At 71.7% G+C, this 13,759-nt stretch carries 13 protein-coding genes; 6 read left to right on the top strand and 7 right to left on the bottom strand.

Features of this window, described 5'->3' with window-relative positions:
- The first annotated feature begins 122 nt into the window (after nucleotides 1-122).
- Nucleotides 123-887, top strand: coding sequence for an HpcH/HpaI aldolase family protein (locus INP57_RS08635; RefSeq protein WP_200069574.1), 765 nt, complete (start codon nucleotides 123-125; stop codon nucleotides 885-887).
- Between the two features lie 9 nt (nucleotides 888-896).
- On the opposite strand, the gene INP57_RS08630 is transcribed toward INP57_RS08635, so the two are convergent.
- Complete coding sequence (locus INP57_RS08630) at nucleotides 897-3,413, bottom strand: UbiA family prenyltransferase (protein WP_200069573.1); 2,517 nt, start codon at nucleotides 3,411-3,413, stop codon at nucleotides 897-899.
- Between the two features lie 546 nt (nucleotides 3,414-3,959).
- On the opposite strand from INP57_RS08630, the gene INP57_RS08625 reads away from it, so the two are divergent.
- On the top strand, nucleotides 3,960-4,598 hold the full coding sequence (locus INP57_RS08625) for a helix-turn-helix domain-containing protein (protein ID WP_200069572.1): 639 nt from the start codon (nucleotides 3,960-3,962) through the stop codon (nucleotides 4,596-4,598).
- Here INP57_RS08625 and INP57_RS08620 read toward each other — a convergent pair.
- From INP57_RS08620 to INP57_RS08605, 4 genes are all read right to left on the bottom strand, one after another.
- Complete coding sequence (locus INP57_RS08620; protein ID WP_200069571.1) at nucleotides 4,586-4,885, bottom strand: hypothetical protein; 300 nt, start codon at nucleotides 4,883-4,885, stop codon at nucleotides 4,586-4,588. The two genes, INP57_RS08625 and INP57_RS08620, sit on opposite strands and share 13 nt — an antisense overlap.
- A gap of 216 nt (nucleotides 4,886-5,101) precedes the next feature.
- Nucleotides 5,102-6,157, bottom strand: a complete 1,056-nt coding sequence (locus tag INP57_RS08615; RefSeq protein WP_200069570.1) for an MAB_1171c family putative transporter — start codon at nucleotides 6,155-6,157, stop codon at nucleotides 5,102-5,104.
- Nucleotides 6,158-6,159: 2 nt separating this feature from the next.
- Nucleotides 6,160-6,690 (bottom strand): hypothetical protein, encoded by a 531-nt coding sequence (locus tag INP57_RS08610; protein WP_200069569.1) that lies wholly within the window; start codon nucleotides 6,688-6,690, stop codon nucleotides 6,160-6,162.
- 63 nt (nucleotides 6,691-6,753) lie between these two features.
- Entirely contained in the window at nucleotides 6,754-7,845 is a 1,092-nt protein-coding gene (locus INP57_RS08605; RefSeq protein ID WP_200069568.1) for a glycosyl transferase family 9, read from the bottom strand.
- 199 nt (nucleotides 7,846-8,044) lie between these two features.
- On the opposite strand from INP57_RS08605, the gene INP57_RS08600 reads away from it, so the two are divergent.
- On the top strand, nucleotides 8,045-9,412 hold the full coding sequence (locus INP57_RS08600) for an NsdA family TPR-like regulatory protein (RefSeq protein WP_200069567.1): 1,368 nt from the start codon (nucleotides 8,045-8,047) through the stop codon (nucleotides 9,410-9,412).
- 155 nt (nucleotides 9,413-9,567) lie between these two features.
- Nucleotides 9,568-9,717, top strand: a complete 150-nt coding sequence (locus INP57_RS08595; protein WP_200069566.1) for a hypothetical protein — start codon at nucleotides 9,568-9,570, stop codon at nucleotides 9,715-9,717.
- Between the two features lie 81 nt (nucleotides 9,718-9,798).
- Here the strand turns inward: INP57_RS08595 and INP57_RS08590 are convergent, their stop codons facing one another.
- Nucleotides 9,799-10,323, bottom strand: coding sequence for an ATP-binding protein (locus INP57_RS08590; protein ID WP_200069565.1), 525 nt, complete (start codon nucleotides 10,321-10,323; stop codon nucleotides 9,799-9,801).
- A 461-nt stretch (nucleotides 10,324-10,784) separates the two neighbouring features.
- On the opposite strand from INP57_RS08590, the gene INP57_RS08585 reads away from it, so the two are divergent.
- Nucleotides 10,785-12,464, top strand: coding sequence for a CocE/NonD family hydrolase (locus tag INP57_RS08585; protein ID WP_307849969.1), 1,680 nt, complete (start codon nucleotides 10,785-10,787; stop codon nucleotides 12,462-12,464).
- A gap of 152 nt (nucleotides 12,465-12,616) precedes the next feature.
- A complete protein-coding gene (locus INP57_RS08580) occupies nucleotides 12,617-13,147 on the top strand; it encodes a GNAT family N-acetyltransferase (RefSeq protein WP_200069564.1) in 531 nt (176 codons plus the stop codon).
- 120 nt (nucleotides 13,148-13,267) lie between these two features.
- Here the strand turns inward: INP57_RS08580 and INP57_RS08575 are convergent, their stop codons facing one another.
- A complete protein-coding gene (locus tag INP57_RS08575; protein ID WP_233627186.1) occupies nucleotides 13,268-13,723 on the bottom strand; it encodes a hypothetical protein in 456 nt (151 codons plus the stop codon).
- Nucleotides 13,724-13,759 lie beyond the last annotated feature (36 nt).

The raw sequence follows: 13,759 nt of genomic DNA, 5'->3' as shown, positions 1-13,759 counted from the left end.
AGGCTAGCGAAACCGACTGTCCAACTTGGACGTTAAGCTCAACCGGTTCGGAGCAGCGCCACATCCCGCGCGCCGTGCCTACAATCGGCGAGCAGCGCCGGACTCGACATGGAGGGGACCGCATGGCCGCCGCAGACTTCGTGCGCAAGATCCGTTCCCGGCAGCCCGCGCTCGGCTACTGGGTGACGCTGGACGCGCCCGCGGCCGTCGAAAGGCTCGCGCTGGTCGGCTACGACTACGTCTGCCTGGACGGCCAGCACGGGCTGTTCGGCTACCAGGGGCTGCTCAACGGGCTGATCGCGGTGCAAGCCGCGGGCGGGTCGGCCGGTGTGGCGCGGGTGGACTCGAACAACCCGACCTCGATCTGCCGTGCGCTGGACGCCGGGGCGGACGCGATCATCGTGCCGCTGGTCGACGACGCCGAGCAGGCCGCGTCGGCGGTGGCCGCGACCCGCTACCCGCCGAACGGCGTGCGCTCCTACGGACCGATGCGCTCGGGACTGCGGATCGGGCCGAAACCGGCGGAAGCGGACGAGAGCGTGGCCGTGCTCGCCATGGTGGAGACCGCGCGGGGCTTGGCCAACGTGGAATCGATCTGCGCCACGCCCGGGCTCGACGCCGTCTACATCGGACCGGCCGACCTGTCGCTGGCCGTCGGTGCCGCGTACCCCGGTGATCCCGCGGTGCAACGGGATTTCGACGCGGCGCTGGCCCGGATCCGCACCGCGGCCGACGCCGCGGGGATCGCGGTGGGCATGCACACCCCGGACGGCGCGACGGCCGCGCGGCGGCTGGCGGAAGGGTTCACCTTCGCCAGCGTCTCCAGCGACGTCGAGCACCTCCAGCAGGTCGCCAAGTCGCATCTGGACACGGCGTCGCGCGGCTGAGCCCGGTGGTCACAGCGCCGGAGCGGTGGACTTCGGCGGTTCGGCGTCCGAATCGCCCTGCGAGCTCTCGGCGGGCTTCGGCTGCTTCGCCTGCTTCGGCTGTGCGCTCTGCTCCGCCGCTTCCGGCTGCTGGGCTGGTTTCGCCTGCTCCGTGGAGTCCGCCTTGCTCCCGCCGTCCGCCTGCGCTTGCTCCGCCCCCTGCACCGGCTCTGCGGAGTCCGATGTGGACTCCGCGTCGGTGGCTGCTCCGGTCGCCACCGGCTTCGCCCGGTTCCGCTTCGGTTCGTAGCCGAGCAGGTGATCCCGCAGCCGCAGGTGGGTGAACCGGTAGCCGCCATCCACTTTGGACAGCAAGCTGCGCTCGGCCAGCCCGCGCAGCAGCGCGTAGCGCCGCGGCGGCAGCTCGGTCAGCGCGAGCGCCCGGCCGAGCCACTCGGACACGGCGTTCTTCAAGGTGTCGAACGGGAACACGTCGCTGTGCCACACCGCGGGCGCGGACAGCCCGCCGATCAGCAGTCCCACGCCCGCCGTCAGCGCCTCCACGTCGAACGGGCGGCCCAGCAGCAGCGTCGGCAGCACGCCGACCAGCCCGGCCACCGCGACCAGCGGTGCCGAGCTGCGCAGCAAAGCAGGCGCCGGGTGCTCGAACGTCTCGTAGTGCTCCTCGGTGAACGCCCACCACACCTCGTCACGGGCCGCGGTGGCCACACCCGCGCAGATGCCCAGCACCAGCCCGATGCCGATCGACTTGACCAGTTCCCCCGGCCCGGTCCAGAACATCAGCACCCCGACGCCGATCGTGCCGAGCAGCCCGATCGTGGCGCTGTTGCCGGGCATCCTCGACCACGACTCGACCGCACCGAGGATGACCAGGAACGACACCAGCACCACTGCGATCACGCCGACCCAATTCGGAGCGTTCGCCAGCGCGGTCGTCCACGGGGAGATCAGCCCGCTCAGCGCCAGGCTCACCACCAGCCCGAACGCATAGCCGCCCAGCGCGGTGATCCAGCCCTGCGGCACGGTCCCGACCTTGCCCGCCGGGCGCAGCCAAGGCAGCGTCGCCAGGTAGTCCATGTAGAGCACGTAGCCGACCAGCACGAGCACTGCGATCAGCCCGGCGGCGGGACCGAGCAGCATCCCGGTCGCCAGCGTGGCACCGGTGGTCGCCCCGGCCAGCAGTCCCGGCAGCCCGCGCGCGAACACGTGCGCCACGGTGGTGGTGGGCAGGAACCGCGCCCAGGACACCAGAGTGGGCAACCGGGTGCGCGCGGTGAGGTCGTTGCACAGCGGGCTCGCCGAAACCCGTGCCAGGAACCGCAACGTGCGCAGCGCGCGATCCGGCGGATAGGGCAGCTCGGAGCCTCGGCCCGTGCTCAGCGCAGCCGAGAAGTACTCGTCGATCAGCTTGGCGCGCCGCTGCGCGTCGGTGCCGCGGACGGCGAGTTCGTTCGCCGGACGGTCCCGGAAAGCCAGCGCCACGACGTTGCACATCAGCGGCGTGTCCAGCAGTCCGCACAGCTCCGGGTCGCGGCGCAGCGCGGTGCGCACCCCGTCCAGCCGCGGGCCGCCGCGGGTGAAGTATTCGACGATCTGCCTGCGCGTCAACGGGTTGACCGTCACCGAGGTGTGCAGTTCCAGCGGCTCGGTCAGCGCTTCGTGGTGCTCGTCGCGGCAGCACACGACCAGTTCCGGGATGGGGAACTCGTCGCGCACCGCGTTGATCTCGCGGACGCAGCGCTGCCGGTAGTCCGCCGGCACCTCGTCGAGTCCGTCCAGCATCAGGGAGAGCTTGCCCTGCTCCAGCCAGATCCGGCCCAGCGACGGGTGGATCGTGTAGCGGCGTTCGATCTCGCGCAGCAGCCACTTCTGGAACTCGCCAGGGGGTGCGGGCCTGCGCTCGTCGGCGCGCCATCCGGACATCGCCCAGGAGCCGAGGTCGACGACCACCGGAATGGCCCGCCCGGTGTCGGCCGCGGCGCGGCGGGCCAGCGCCCGGGTCAGCTCCAGCAGTAGCGTCGTCTTGCCCGCACCCGGTCCGCCGAGCACGAGCATCGCGCCGTGCGCCTGGTCGAGGGTGGCGGCCAGGTCCGCGTCCGCGGGCAGTTTGCTCGGTTTGCCGTTGCCCGGTTGCAGCAGCCGGTCCGCCGGTCGGGCCATCGAAGGCGGCAGCTCGTCCAGCTCCAGTGACAGCCGCACGTGCTCTCCGAGCGAGCCCTTGAGCCGTTCGCGGGCGTAGTGCTCGGAATCCACTACCGAACGTGATCGATTCGCGGTGTTGTTCAGCCGCCGAGCGATGAGCGGTTTGTCCGAGTTGGTGGCGCGTTCCCACAGCGCCAGCGCCGCGGCGAAGACCACGAACGCGCCGGCCAGCGGCCACAGCAGGTCCGCCAGCGGCTGCAGCACGTCCGGAAGCCTGCCACCGGTGCCGATGCTGATCGCGGTGGGCACCAGGACCAGCGTGATCGCGATGCCCGCGCCGAGCAGCAGCAGCGTTCGCACGGTGCGGGTGAGCCTGTTCGGCATGATCATCTCTCCCACGGGGTCGATGGCCGCGTCCGCCTACTGACTATGGTGCGCCCGGGCACGGACTGTAAACGCTCCATTCCGGTTGGCGTAGCCGAGTGTGATCAGTGCCGCGCCGAACGGATCGATCTCGACGCAGGCGGGCGGCTCGTGCCGCCGGCGGCATCGGATTCGCGGCTGCGGTGAGCGGGCGAGCGGTCGGTGCGCTCCGGGCCGCAGCGAGCGCGTCCCCTCCGGCCCGAGCTATCCACAATGGACATGCAGCGGATTCGGTCCGGTGGGCGCCGCAACGCCCACCGGACCGCTGCCGGATGTCGTGCACCCCCAAGGCCGGCATCCGGCGCACCGCTGCGCGGTGCTCACCCGACCCCTCCGGTCGATCAGCAGGACTCCGGCTCGCGTCCGGCCAGCTTCCAGCGGTCACTTGAAACTGAGTTGATTCCTGCTGGTGAGCAGCCTAAAGTGTGCATCCACCCGGAGACAAGGGGATCAGCGCTTAGAGTGGTGCCAGCAGGAACAGGCCGAGGGATGCGGCCGGAGTGCCGCGTGGGGGTGTTCGTCGTGCCGGGCGATCAGCGCATCAGCGCGCAGCGGTTCCGGCTGCTGTGCAGGCAGCGTTCCTACACCTATCCCGAACTGGCGCGTGACCTGCGCAAGCGCGGCATCCCGGTGAGCAGGGCCGGGCTCGCGCGGCTCGGCCGCGAACCGGACCAGCCGCTGCCCTGCTACGCCGCGGAGCTCGCGCGGATCCTGAAGTCGACGGTGGGCTACCTCACCGGGCACGAACGGCAGTTCCTCGGCAAGCGGTTCCGCGATCTGTACCGGCAGCGGGGCTGTTCGCTGGCCGTGCTGGCCGGTGAGCTCTACCGCCGCTGGCACGTGAAGGTCTCCGCGCAGTACCTCCAGCAGCTCGCCTCGTGCCGCAACACCAACCCGCGCGAAGAGATCGTCGACGGGCTCGCGGTGCTGCTGGACACCACCGCGGACTACCTCACCGGGTGCGAGGACGAGCGCTGCGGCCACGACCCCGCGCTGCCGCCCGCCGGGCGGGACGAGCCGGTCCCCGCCCGGCTGATCGCCGCTCGCGGCGGGCAGGACGGTCCCTCGTCGAACGACGTGGACCGGGTGCTGCGCGCCATCGCCGAGCAGGAGCAGCGCGAGGGACCGCCGTCTCACAACGGCTGATCGCGCCGGACCTCCAGGTCGGTGAAGTGCGGCCCGTCCTCGCACAGCAGCGCGAACTTCTCGTGGATCGCGTTCGTGGCGGGCAGTTCCGAGTTGGCCATCGCGACCTCGCGGGACGGGAACTCCAGGATCTCCACGAACCGCGCCGGGTCGTGGTGATCCCGGCAGACCCGGGTGCGGGTGGCGGTGCGGGTGCCTTCGCTGGTGCTGATCCACTCGTCGAGCAGCTCGTCGACCTGCTCGGGGTGGTCGGTGCGGTACTCGATCAGCTGCACGAAACCGGTCATGAGCGGCTTCCTTCCTCGACGGAGTGCTTTAAAAGGGTTTGCGTAGCGGGTCAGGTAGCGGAACCTCAGACGCCTGCTGGCTCCGGGATCTCATCCTTAAGTAGCTCCCTACTCGGCGTCTTCATAGGTCCGGGCCGCTGTCCTCGCCAGAAGACGCCTGAGAACCCGCCGGTGGTCCGGCTTAGTCCTCGACCACCGGCAAGCGGCTGACGCCGCTTATGAAACATCGCCTAGGACGGCGGCGTTGCGGTGGGCTTCGGCGACCTGCCGGAGGAACCTGATCTCCGAGGCGCGATCGTCACCGGTCGCGGACAGGTCGATCACGTGCGGCTGCGGCGGATGACCCGCGCGTTTGCGCCGCTGAGCGGTGTGCAGCCACGCGGCCACCGCAGCGGCCTCGCTCTCCGCGTGCCTGCGCACATCCGCCAGTTCCTCCGGGGTTACGTGGTTGCGCAGCGCCAGCATCGCGTCGCGGATCTCGGCGAGGCGGCGCTCCAGGCGCCAGCGCATCGGCAGCAGCGGACGTCGCAGCACGACGGTGGGCGCATCTGCGGTCAGCGAGCGCCACAGCGGGCCGAGACTGCGATGATCGCGGCCGTCCCGGATCCGAGCGCGCACCGCGGTCTCCACCGGCAACGCCGTACCCGCCGCCAGGCACAGCGCGCTGACCCCGTCGATCGAGGCGAAACCGGCGATCCACCGGTCGTCCTCGGTGAGCAGCCACGCGATGTTCAGCAGCCACGGCAGCGCGTTCAGCGACCACCCGGCCGCCAGCAGCGGCAGTCCCCAGCGCAGCGACCAGTGATCCGCTCGCCGCGCGCTGATCCCGCACACGGCCGCGCAGATCCCCAACGCCACCACGCTGAACAGCGACACCAGCAAGAAGTAGGCCAGCGGCAGCTCAGGAGCGTTGCCGGGTTCCGGGTGCTCCGGGGAAGCGGCGGCGTAAACGGCGATCAGCACCGCGATCGTCGCCCCGGCCGAGCCGTAGACCCACCCGGCTCGGCGTCGCCGCCCGTCCGCGATGAGCAGGAAGTGCAGCGTCACCGCTGCCGTGGCGACGCTGACCAGGTGCGTGCCGAGGTAGACGTAGTACTTCCCGGCCCGGTCGGCCAAGCCGTCCTGCACCGCGCCCACGTACAACGTGGTCAGCAAGCCCAGCAGCGCGACGGCCGCCCACAACGCGCGTTGTTCGCGGTGCCGCACGGCGCCGGGCAGCCGCAGCGCGAGCACGATCCACAGCACCGCGATGCCCGCGGTCTCCAGCGTCATCGTCACCGGTCCTCGTGTTCCCGGTGGAAACCCACCGCCGACTCCAACCGGCCCAGCACGCCGCCGTGCGGCGACGGCGCGGAAGCCGTGCCGATCATCCGGCGGATGCGGGTCGCGGCCCACTCCGCCTCGCGTTCCTCCCGCGAGGTGTAGCGGATGCGGGACATTCCGCCGCACAGCGACTCCGGATCTTCCGGATCCGGTCGCCACGTCACCGCCCGGTTGTCCTCCAGGCTCGGGCAGTCGTGGTCGAGCAGCATGTGCCCGATCTCGTGGAAGATGATCAGGTGCTGCTGGTAGCGGCTGGTGCCCGCGTCGTAGAAGAGGTGGTCGGCGGTCGCGGTGGCCCACCACATGCCGCTCGGGGTGCCGGTGTCGGAGGGGCTGAACGGGTGCAGGTGCACCGGCCGCCCGCGGCGCTCGGCGATCAGCTCGCAGAACGCGTCCATCGAGAACGGGCGCGGGAAAGCCGGATCCCGCAGCAATCGCCGCAGCGCACGCGCGCGGCCGCGACGTCCTCTCCCCGTGAACATCGCGGTGAACGTACCACTGCGGTGCGCCGCCCCGGCCGGTTCCGGCAACCGATTTCTTGCCGGTCAGCACCATCCCGCGCAGCGCGCGGCGAACTCGGCGACCAGCGCGGGCGGCACCGGGCTCAGATCCGCTTGCGCAGCCCAGGTCTCGTCGGTCAGCTCTGCCGGTTCGGCGCTGCGATCGGCCAGTGCGAGCAGCTGGGCGAACCGGGTCGCGATCGCGTGGTGGCCGGCTCGGCCGGTGGTCCACTTCGTGTGCGCGTGCCGTGAGTACAACCCCACGACCTGCGGCCCGTGCCCGTCGGCGCGCTCGGTCAACGCCGCGAGCCGGGTGCGCTCCGAGTCGGTGCCCACCACGAGTTCGGCCGAGGCGAACAGGTCCACGCACTCGGCCGCATCCGGCTCGCAGAGCACGTCGGCGGGCAGTCCGTCGAAGTCGTCCGCGCCGGCGGTGTTGCGCGCGGTGATCACCGTGAACCGCCAGGGCGCTGCGACCATGCCGACCAATTCCCGGGCCACCGCCGCGAAACCGGACAGCTGGAACTCCAGGTGCCGCAGCCTGCCTGGCACGGCCACGAAAACCACGTGCCACGGTTGCGCGGCCCGCGCGGAGCGGAAGCCGGGAGCGGGCGCTGTCTCGGCGGACAGCCGCTGGCCGAGGCTCTGCTCCACCGCGAGGTACTGCCGCATCGGCAGCGCGGCATGCACCTCGACCTGGCCCGATCCGAGCCGGTCCAGCCAGGTCGGATGCTCCTGCGGATCGATCCGGAACCGCACCGGCGAGCGGGTTCCGGTGCGCACCACGTGCGGCCCCGTGGTGTGCTCGGCCGATGCCAGCGGCACCGCGCAGCGCCGCAGCAGCTGCGCTTCCGGACCGCTGTAGTGCAGCGGCACGTCCCCGCTGACCTCGCGCAGCGCGGTCACCGCCGAAAGTCCCAGCAGCAGATCACCGAGACCGCGCTGGCCGAGGTCCGCGATCCAGCCCCGGGAACGCACGATTTCCGCACAACCGGAATTCGGCCGTTCCCCCGCGAATCTGCGATATGGCAGTGTCCGGCCGAAAGGTGCCTGCTCCGCGGGAACGAGCATCCTGCCCCCGCGATGGCACCGGACGTCCTGCACCTGCCACTCGATCAGATCCTGCTGGATCGACACGCGCGATCACCTCCGCCGATCTCGACAATTCAGTTTGCGGCGAACGCGCCGGACACTGCTACGACACCTCGCCCGCGCCAGTCCGACATTTGCCTGACATCGGTGTGGAACATCTCGTTCACTTCATAGGCTGTTCGCACGGCCGGACCGGCCGGAGCAATTCAGCGGACGGCATCGCCGAGGTGATCGGAGGCCGCAAGTGCTCGCAGCACAACCGCCCGCGCGTACCCGGCTGGAACAGGTGCTGCGGCAGCACCGCCGCACCGTGCGGGAGTTCTGCGCCGATTTCCAGGCCGCAGCCGAAGAGCTCGGGGAGCGCACCGTCGTGTCCCAGCGGCAGGCGGGGCGGTGGCTCGGCGGGCTGCTCGGCGGACTGCCGCACCCGGCGACCTGCCGGGTGCTGGAGCGGATGTTCGACGCACCCGCCGAGGAACTGTTCGGCCCACCGCTGTCGGAACGAGCGCGGTCGCAAGAAGCGCGGCAGGAGGACGCGGTCCGGACGGCCGAGGACCGGCCTCCGGCGCAGCGCGATGCCGACCGTCCGGACGCGTCGAACGAAAGCGAGGTCGCCATGGCGGCCGTCGAATCCGCCCGGTTCGGGCAGTTCGCCGAGCAGAGCAACATCGGCCCGCACACCGTCGAGCAGTTCCAGGCCGATGTGCACCGGATCGTCACCACCTACCCGAATCGGCCGGTGTACCCGCTGTTCGTGGAGCTGCGGGAACTCCGGGACCGGGTGTTCGAGCTGCTCGAAGGCAGGCAGCCCCCGGCGCGGACCCGGCACCTCTACCTCGTCGGCGCAGTGGTGTGCGGAGTGCTCGCCAACTCGTCGTTCGACCTGGGCGAGCTGCCTGCCGCGGAAACCCAGGCGCGCACCGCGTTCCTGTGCGCCGAGCTGGCGGGCAACGACTCGCTGCGCTCCTGGATCCGCGGCACCCAGAGCTTGATCGCCTACTGGGACGAGCGTCCGCGGGACGCGGTGGAACTCGCCGGGCAGGGCTGGGACTACGTGCCGGAGACCGGTACACCGCGGGTGCGGCTGGCAGCGATCGAGGCACGCGCGCACGCGCGGTTGGGCGATCAGCGCGCCGCCGAGGACGCGCTCAGGCGTGCCGACAAGGCGCGCGAGCAGGTGATCGGCGAGGACGAACCGGGCGGTCTGATGGCGTTCCCGATGGCCAAGCAGACCTTCTACAGCGCCTCGGCGTGGTTGTGGCTGGGTGAGCGGGCGAACCTGGAGCGCGCCGAACGCGCCGCGGTCGAAGCGGTCGAGCTCTACGGGCAGGATCCGCCGGAGCTGCGCAGGCTCGGCGAGTTGAGCCTGACCCGGCTGGACCTGGCGATCGCCCGGCTCGGCCGGGACGACCTGGAAGGTGCCGCCGAGCAGGTGCAGGCCGTACTGGAGGTGACCGGGCAACGTCGCACCGACAGTGTGCTGCGCCGGTTGCGGCAGCTGACGAACGTGCTGCACCGGCCCAACCTGCAGAGCACGCCGCTGGCGCTGGACCTGCGCGAGCGGATCACGTCGTTCTGCGAGTCCGCGCGGCCTCCGGAGCGCACGAGATGACCCCCGCCGAACCGAGCACCGTGGGGCTGCTGCACCCGGCGAGACCGGTGCCGCGGTCGGCGCTCAACTGCGCAGCAGGGGACACACCTTGCTGTGGTGCTCGCGCGCGACTACCTGCCGAGCGTCTCCGAACGCGCCTGGCGGTGGGGCCGGAGATGCACGAGATCGCGCGGACGCTGGACGCTGCCGGGCTGCCCGCGGAGCCGACGCGGGCCGCGTCAGCGGTGCTGGCGCGTTGGCCGGCCGAGCGGGAACTCACCGGGCTGTCCGCGGACGCCGTGCTCGCTCGGTTGCGCGGCCGCTGATCACGTGCTCGCTGTGTAGGAGCCATCGCGCGCGGCGGGCCCGCACGCCGACCGGTTCGCCGCGACCGGCCGGCGCGGTGCTCACTCCGCGGCGTGCCCGCCGCCACCCGCGCGGTTGAGCCCGGTCAGCAGTCGCTGCATCACCTGCGGGTCCAGCTCGTCCGGCTCGTCGCCGAGGGCCTCGGCGGCAGGGGAGCGGCGCTTCTCCCGGCGCGGCAGCGGCACCGCCGAGGCGCTCATGCCCGACGGCAGCGCGAGCTCGCACCACCTGCGGTGCCCGCGGCCCTCCAGCGGCTCGACGCCGGTGCGGATTCCTTCGAGCTCCTTCAGCGGCGCGGGCGGCCCGCCCGCGATCTCGTCCTCGACCTCGATGACCAGGCAATCGCCGCGCAATCGCAATCGGATCGTGAGGAAACCGGGCGAGCTCTGGTCGGCCGCGGCCACGGCGGCCTCCACCATCGTCCCGGTCGTCTGCGCGGCCTCGTCGGCCAGCGGGCGCAGCGACCACTCGCTGAGGGTGAACCGCACGAAGATGTCGGTGCAGTTCAACGCGGTGGGCAGTGCGATGAGTCGCAGGTCGTCGACCTGTGCGGTGTCGGCGTTCACCTGGTTCCTTCCTGTCGTGCTCCGGTGCGATCCAGGCCGTCACCCGGACTCCGTATCTTGCCAACCCAACTTTCTCTCGTGTTTGGCAGGGGTTGTTGCCGAGGGTGTCACGTCGCGGGGCCGATTGGCGAGGACTCCGGTGGTCACCGGTTGGTCACCCTTCGAGTGGAGTCCGCGGTGACCGGCTGCGACCGGGTTAGCGGCCGTTTCCTGCTGCGTTCGGGCTTCGGCCGACGTTCGCGATGGAAACTTTCCGCTTGTTGTTGTTATCGGTGCGTTTCCCGCGCGGTAAATCGACTTTCCCCGAAAGTCGCGAATTTCCCGCCGCGCATTCGTCGGTGGGCCGGCGGCGGGCCCGGTGCGAACGGGCGGTCCGTTCGCGCCGGTCGCAGCGGGGCTCGGCCGTCGCGGGGGTGGCCGCGGTGATCGGCGGCGGCTGAACCGAGGAAGTGTTGCTACCGGTGAGTAAAACGATGTTCACTTCCTGCGTCCCCAGTGCTGTGGATCACGGACAGGAGATCGTCGTGCGCCGCCTGCTCGTCCTCTTCACCGCCTTGCTCGCCGTGCTGTTCCTGGCGCCGCCCGCGGGAGCCGCGTTCGCCCCGCCCGCCGGTGCCGCTCGGCCCGCGGGTGCCGATGGCGCCGCGCCGGGCGTCTCGATCAGCCACCGCACGGTGCCCGGCGCCGACGGCGTCACCCTGGACGCCAAGGTGATCGAACCGGCGGGCGACGGCCCGTTCCCGCTGCTGGTGATGCCCGCGAGCTGGGCGGTGCCGAACATCGAGTACGTCGGCGCGGCCGCGCGGCTCGCCTACGAGTCGGGTTACGTCGTGGTCACCTACACGGCCCGCGGCTTCTACGCCTCCGGCGGCGAGATCGAGGTCGGCGGACCCGAGGACCGCGCCGACGCCTCCAAGGTGATCGACTGGGCGCTGGCCAACACCGCCGCCGACCCGGGCCGGATCGGCATGGGCGGCATCTCCTACGGCGCGGGCATCAGCGCGCTCACCGCCGCCGAAGATCCGCGGGTGCGGGCGGTGGCCTCGATGAGCGGCTGGTCCGACCTGGTCACCTCGCTGTACCCGAACCGCACGGTCAGCACCCAAGCCGTGGAGATGCTGCTGGCGATCGGGCACCCCACCGGCCGCTTCGGCGCAGACCTCCGGGCGCTCGAACGCGCCTACCGCGAGGGCCGCATCGAGCAAGCGCTGCACCTGGCCGCCGACCGCTCGCCGCTGGCCGAAACCGACGAGCTCAACAAGAACGGGACCGCGGTGCTGCTCGCCCACTCCTGGGAGGACTCGCTGTTCCCGCCGCAGCAGATGACCGAGCTCTACCGGAAGCTGACCGGGCCGAAGCGGCTGATGCTCGCGCCGGGTGATCACGCGGGTCCGGAGCTGTTCGGCGCCGCCGGGTTGCCGAACGACAGCTGGGACGCCGCGCGCCGCTGGTTCGACCACCACCTGCGCGGCGTGCCCAACGGCATCGACACCGAGAATCCCGTGCAGCTCAAGCCGGTCAGCGGGGGCAACTGGCGCGGATACCCGGACTGGGAATCGGTGACCGGAGCGGTCGACACCCGCCACCTCGGCGGCCCGGCGCCCGCGCCTGCAACCCCCGCCACTGGGACGCTCGCTCCGGACCCGCAACCGGCCTGGCAGCACCGGATCGGCACCGGGTCGCCGACGGTCGCCGACAGCGGCGCGGCGATCGTGAGCGGTGTCCTGCAGCAGTTCCAGATCCCGGTGGCGACTTCCGTGCCGCTCGTGGACCGCCGCGCGGCCGGGGTCTGGCGGACCGAGCCCTACCCGAGCTCGGTCACCGTTTCCGGCGCGCCGAAACTGCGCACCACCGTCACGCCGGAGTCCGGCACGACTTCGCTGTTCGCCTACCTCTACGACGTGGATCCGGCAGGTGGCGGCCGCCTGATCACGCACAAGCCGATCACCTTGCGCGACGCGGAGCCCGGCGAGCCGCAGCAGGTCGACCTCGCGCTGGAGCCCGCGGTGTGGCAGTTGCCCGCGGGACACCGGCTCGTGCTGGTCGCCGACACCGTCGATCCCCGCTATGGCGGGGAAAGCGAGCCCGGCGGGGCCGTCTCGTTCAGCGGGCCCGGACGGTTCGACGTGCCGTTGGGCTGAATCGCGTGATCGCGGCACTCCGCGGCGCTGATCCCTGCGGTGCAGGCGCCGGGCGCGGAGTTCCTCGAGCGCGGACCCGGCGCCTGCGGCATCTGGTCCGCTGAGCGGACGGCGGGCTGCCCGCGGGCATCGCGACCGCTAACGTTTCCGGCATGTCCTCGATGCCGGTCACCGAGCGCCTGCTGATCCGGGAGTGGCGACCGGACGACGTGGCGGGCGCGTTCGCCGTCTACGGCACCGCGACCGTGACCGACTGGCTGGTGCCGTCGATGCCCCGGGTCGCCGACCTGGCCGCGATGGGCCGCGTGCTCGAGCAGTGGATCGCCGAGCAGGAGCAGCTGGAACCGCCGCAGGGTCGTTGGGCGGTCGTGCACCGCGACAGCGGGGAGATCGTCGGCGGCGCCGAGCTGCGCCTGCTCCCGCCGCACCACGAGGACGTGGAGGTGGCCTGGCACCTGCGGCCGAACTGCTGGGGTCACGGTTACGCGGTGGAAGCGACCCGCGCGTTGATCCGCTGGGCGTTCGAGCACGAGGCGGTGGAGCTGTTCGCGGTGATCGACCCGACGAACGACCGCGCGCACGCCACCGCGCAGCGGATCGGCATGGACTGGGTCGGGGAGACCGGCAAGTACTACGACCGGACGCTGCACGTGTACCGCGTCCGGCCCGGCGACTTGGACTGACGGCGACCTGGACTGAGGGCGACCTGGACTGACCGGCCGCCTCACCCGATCATCGAGCCTGCCCGATCGCCGAGCTCGCCCGACCGCCAGTTGCACCGATCGTCGGCCTGGTCCGGCCGATCAGCGCCGGAAGCCCTCGTAGGCCAGCGCGGTCACCGCACCGAATGCCAGGTGCGGCACCAGGTCCATCAGCCACGACTCGGCGGTCCATTCGCGCGGGTCGGTCACGCCGAGCGCCGTCATGGGAGCGGTGCTGCCCGCGTTCGCGGCAAGGCCCGCACCGATCGCCAGCAGCGGCACCGGTGTGCGCGGGCACCAGGTGCGGGCGCAGCCGTAGAGGACACCGCTGGTCACTCCGGCCGCGATGCCGAGCAGGGCGCCGATCCCGGAGCGGCGGTTGCCCGCGCTGGACTCGTCGCCGGGCAGCGGCCGGGTGTGCCGCTCGGCCTGGCGCACGGTCTGCTCCGGGCTGCTGCTCGCCGGCCGGGCGCGCAGCGCCATGTCCAGGTAGGTGACCGCGTTGAGGGCGGTCGTGCCTGCGGCGCCGGCGAGAGCGCCGCGCAGAGCGTGGTGCAAGTGGCATCCGCGGCGCCGCATGAACGCGCCTCTCGG

This window comes from Saccharopolyspora galaxeae, from assembly GCF_016526145.1.
GTDB classification, from domain to species: domain Bacteria; phylum Actinomycetota; class Actinomycetes; order Mycobacteriales; family Pseudonocardiaceae; genus Saccharopolyspora_C; species Saccharopolyspora_C galaxeae.
Note: the sequence above shows the minus strand (reverse complement) of the source record. Positions and strands in the feature narration are given on the sequence as shown.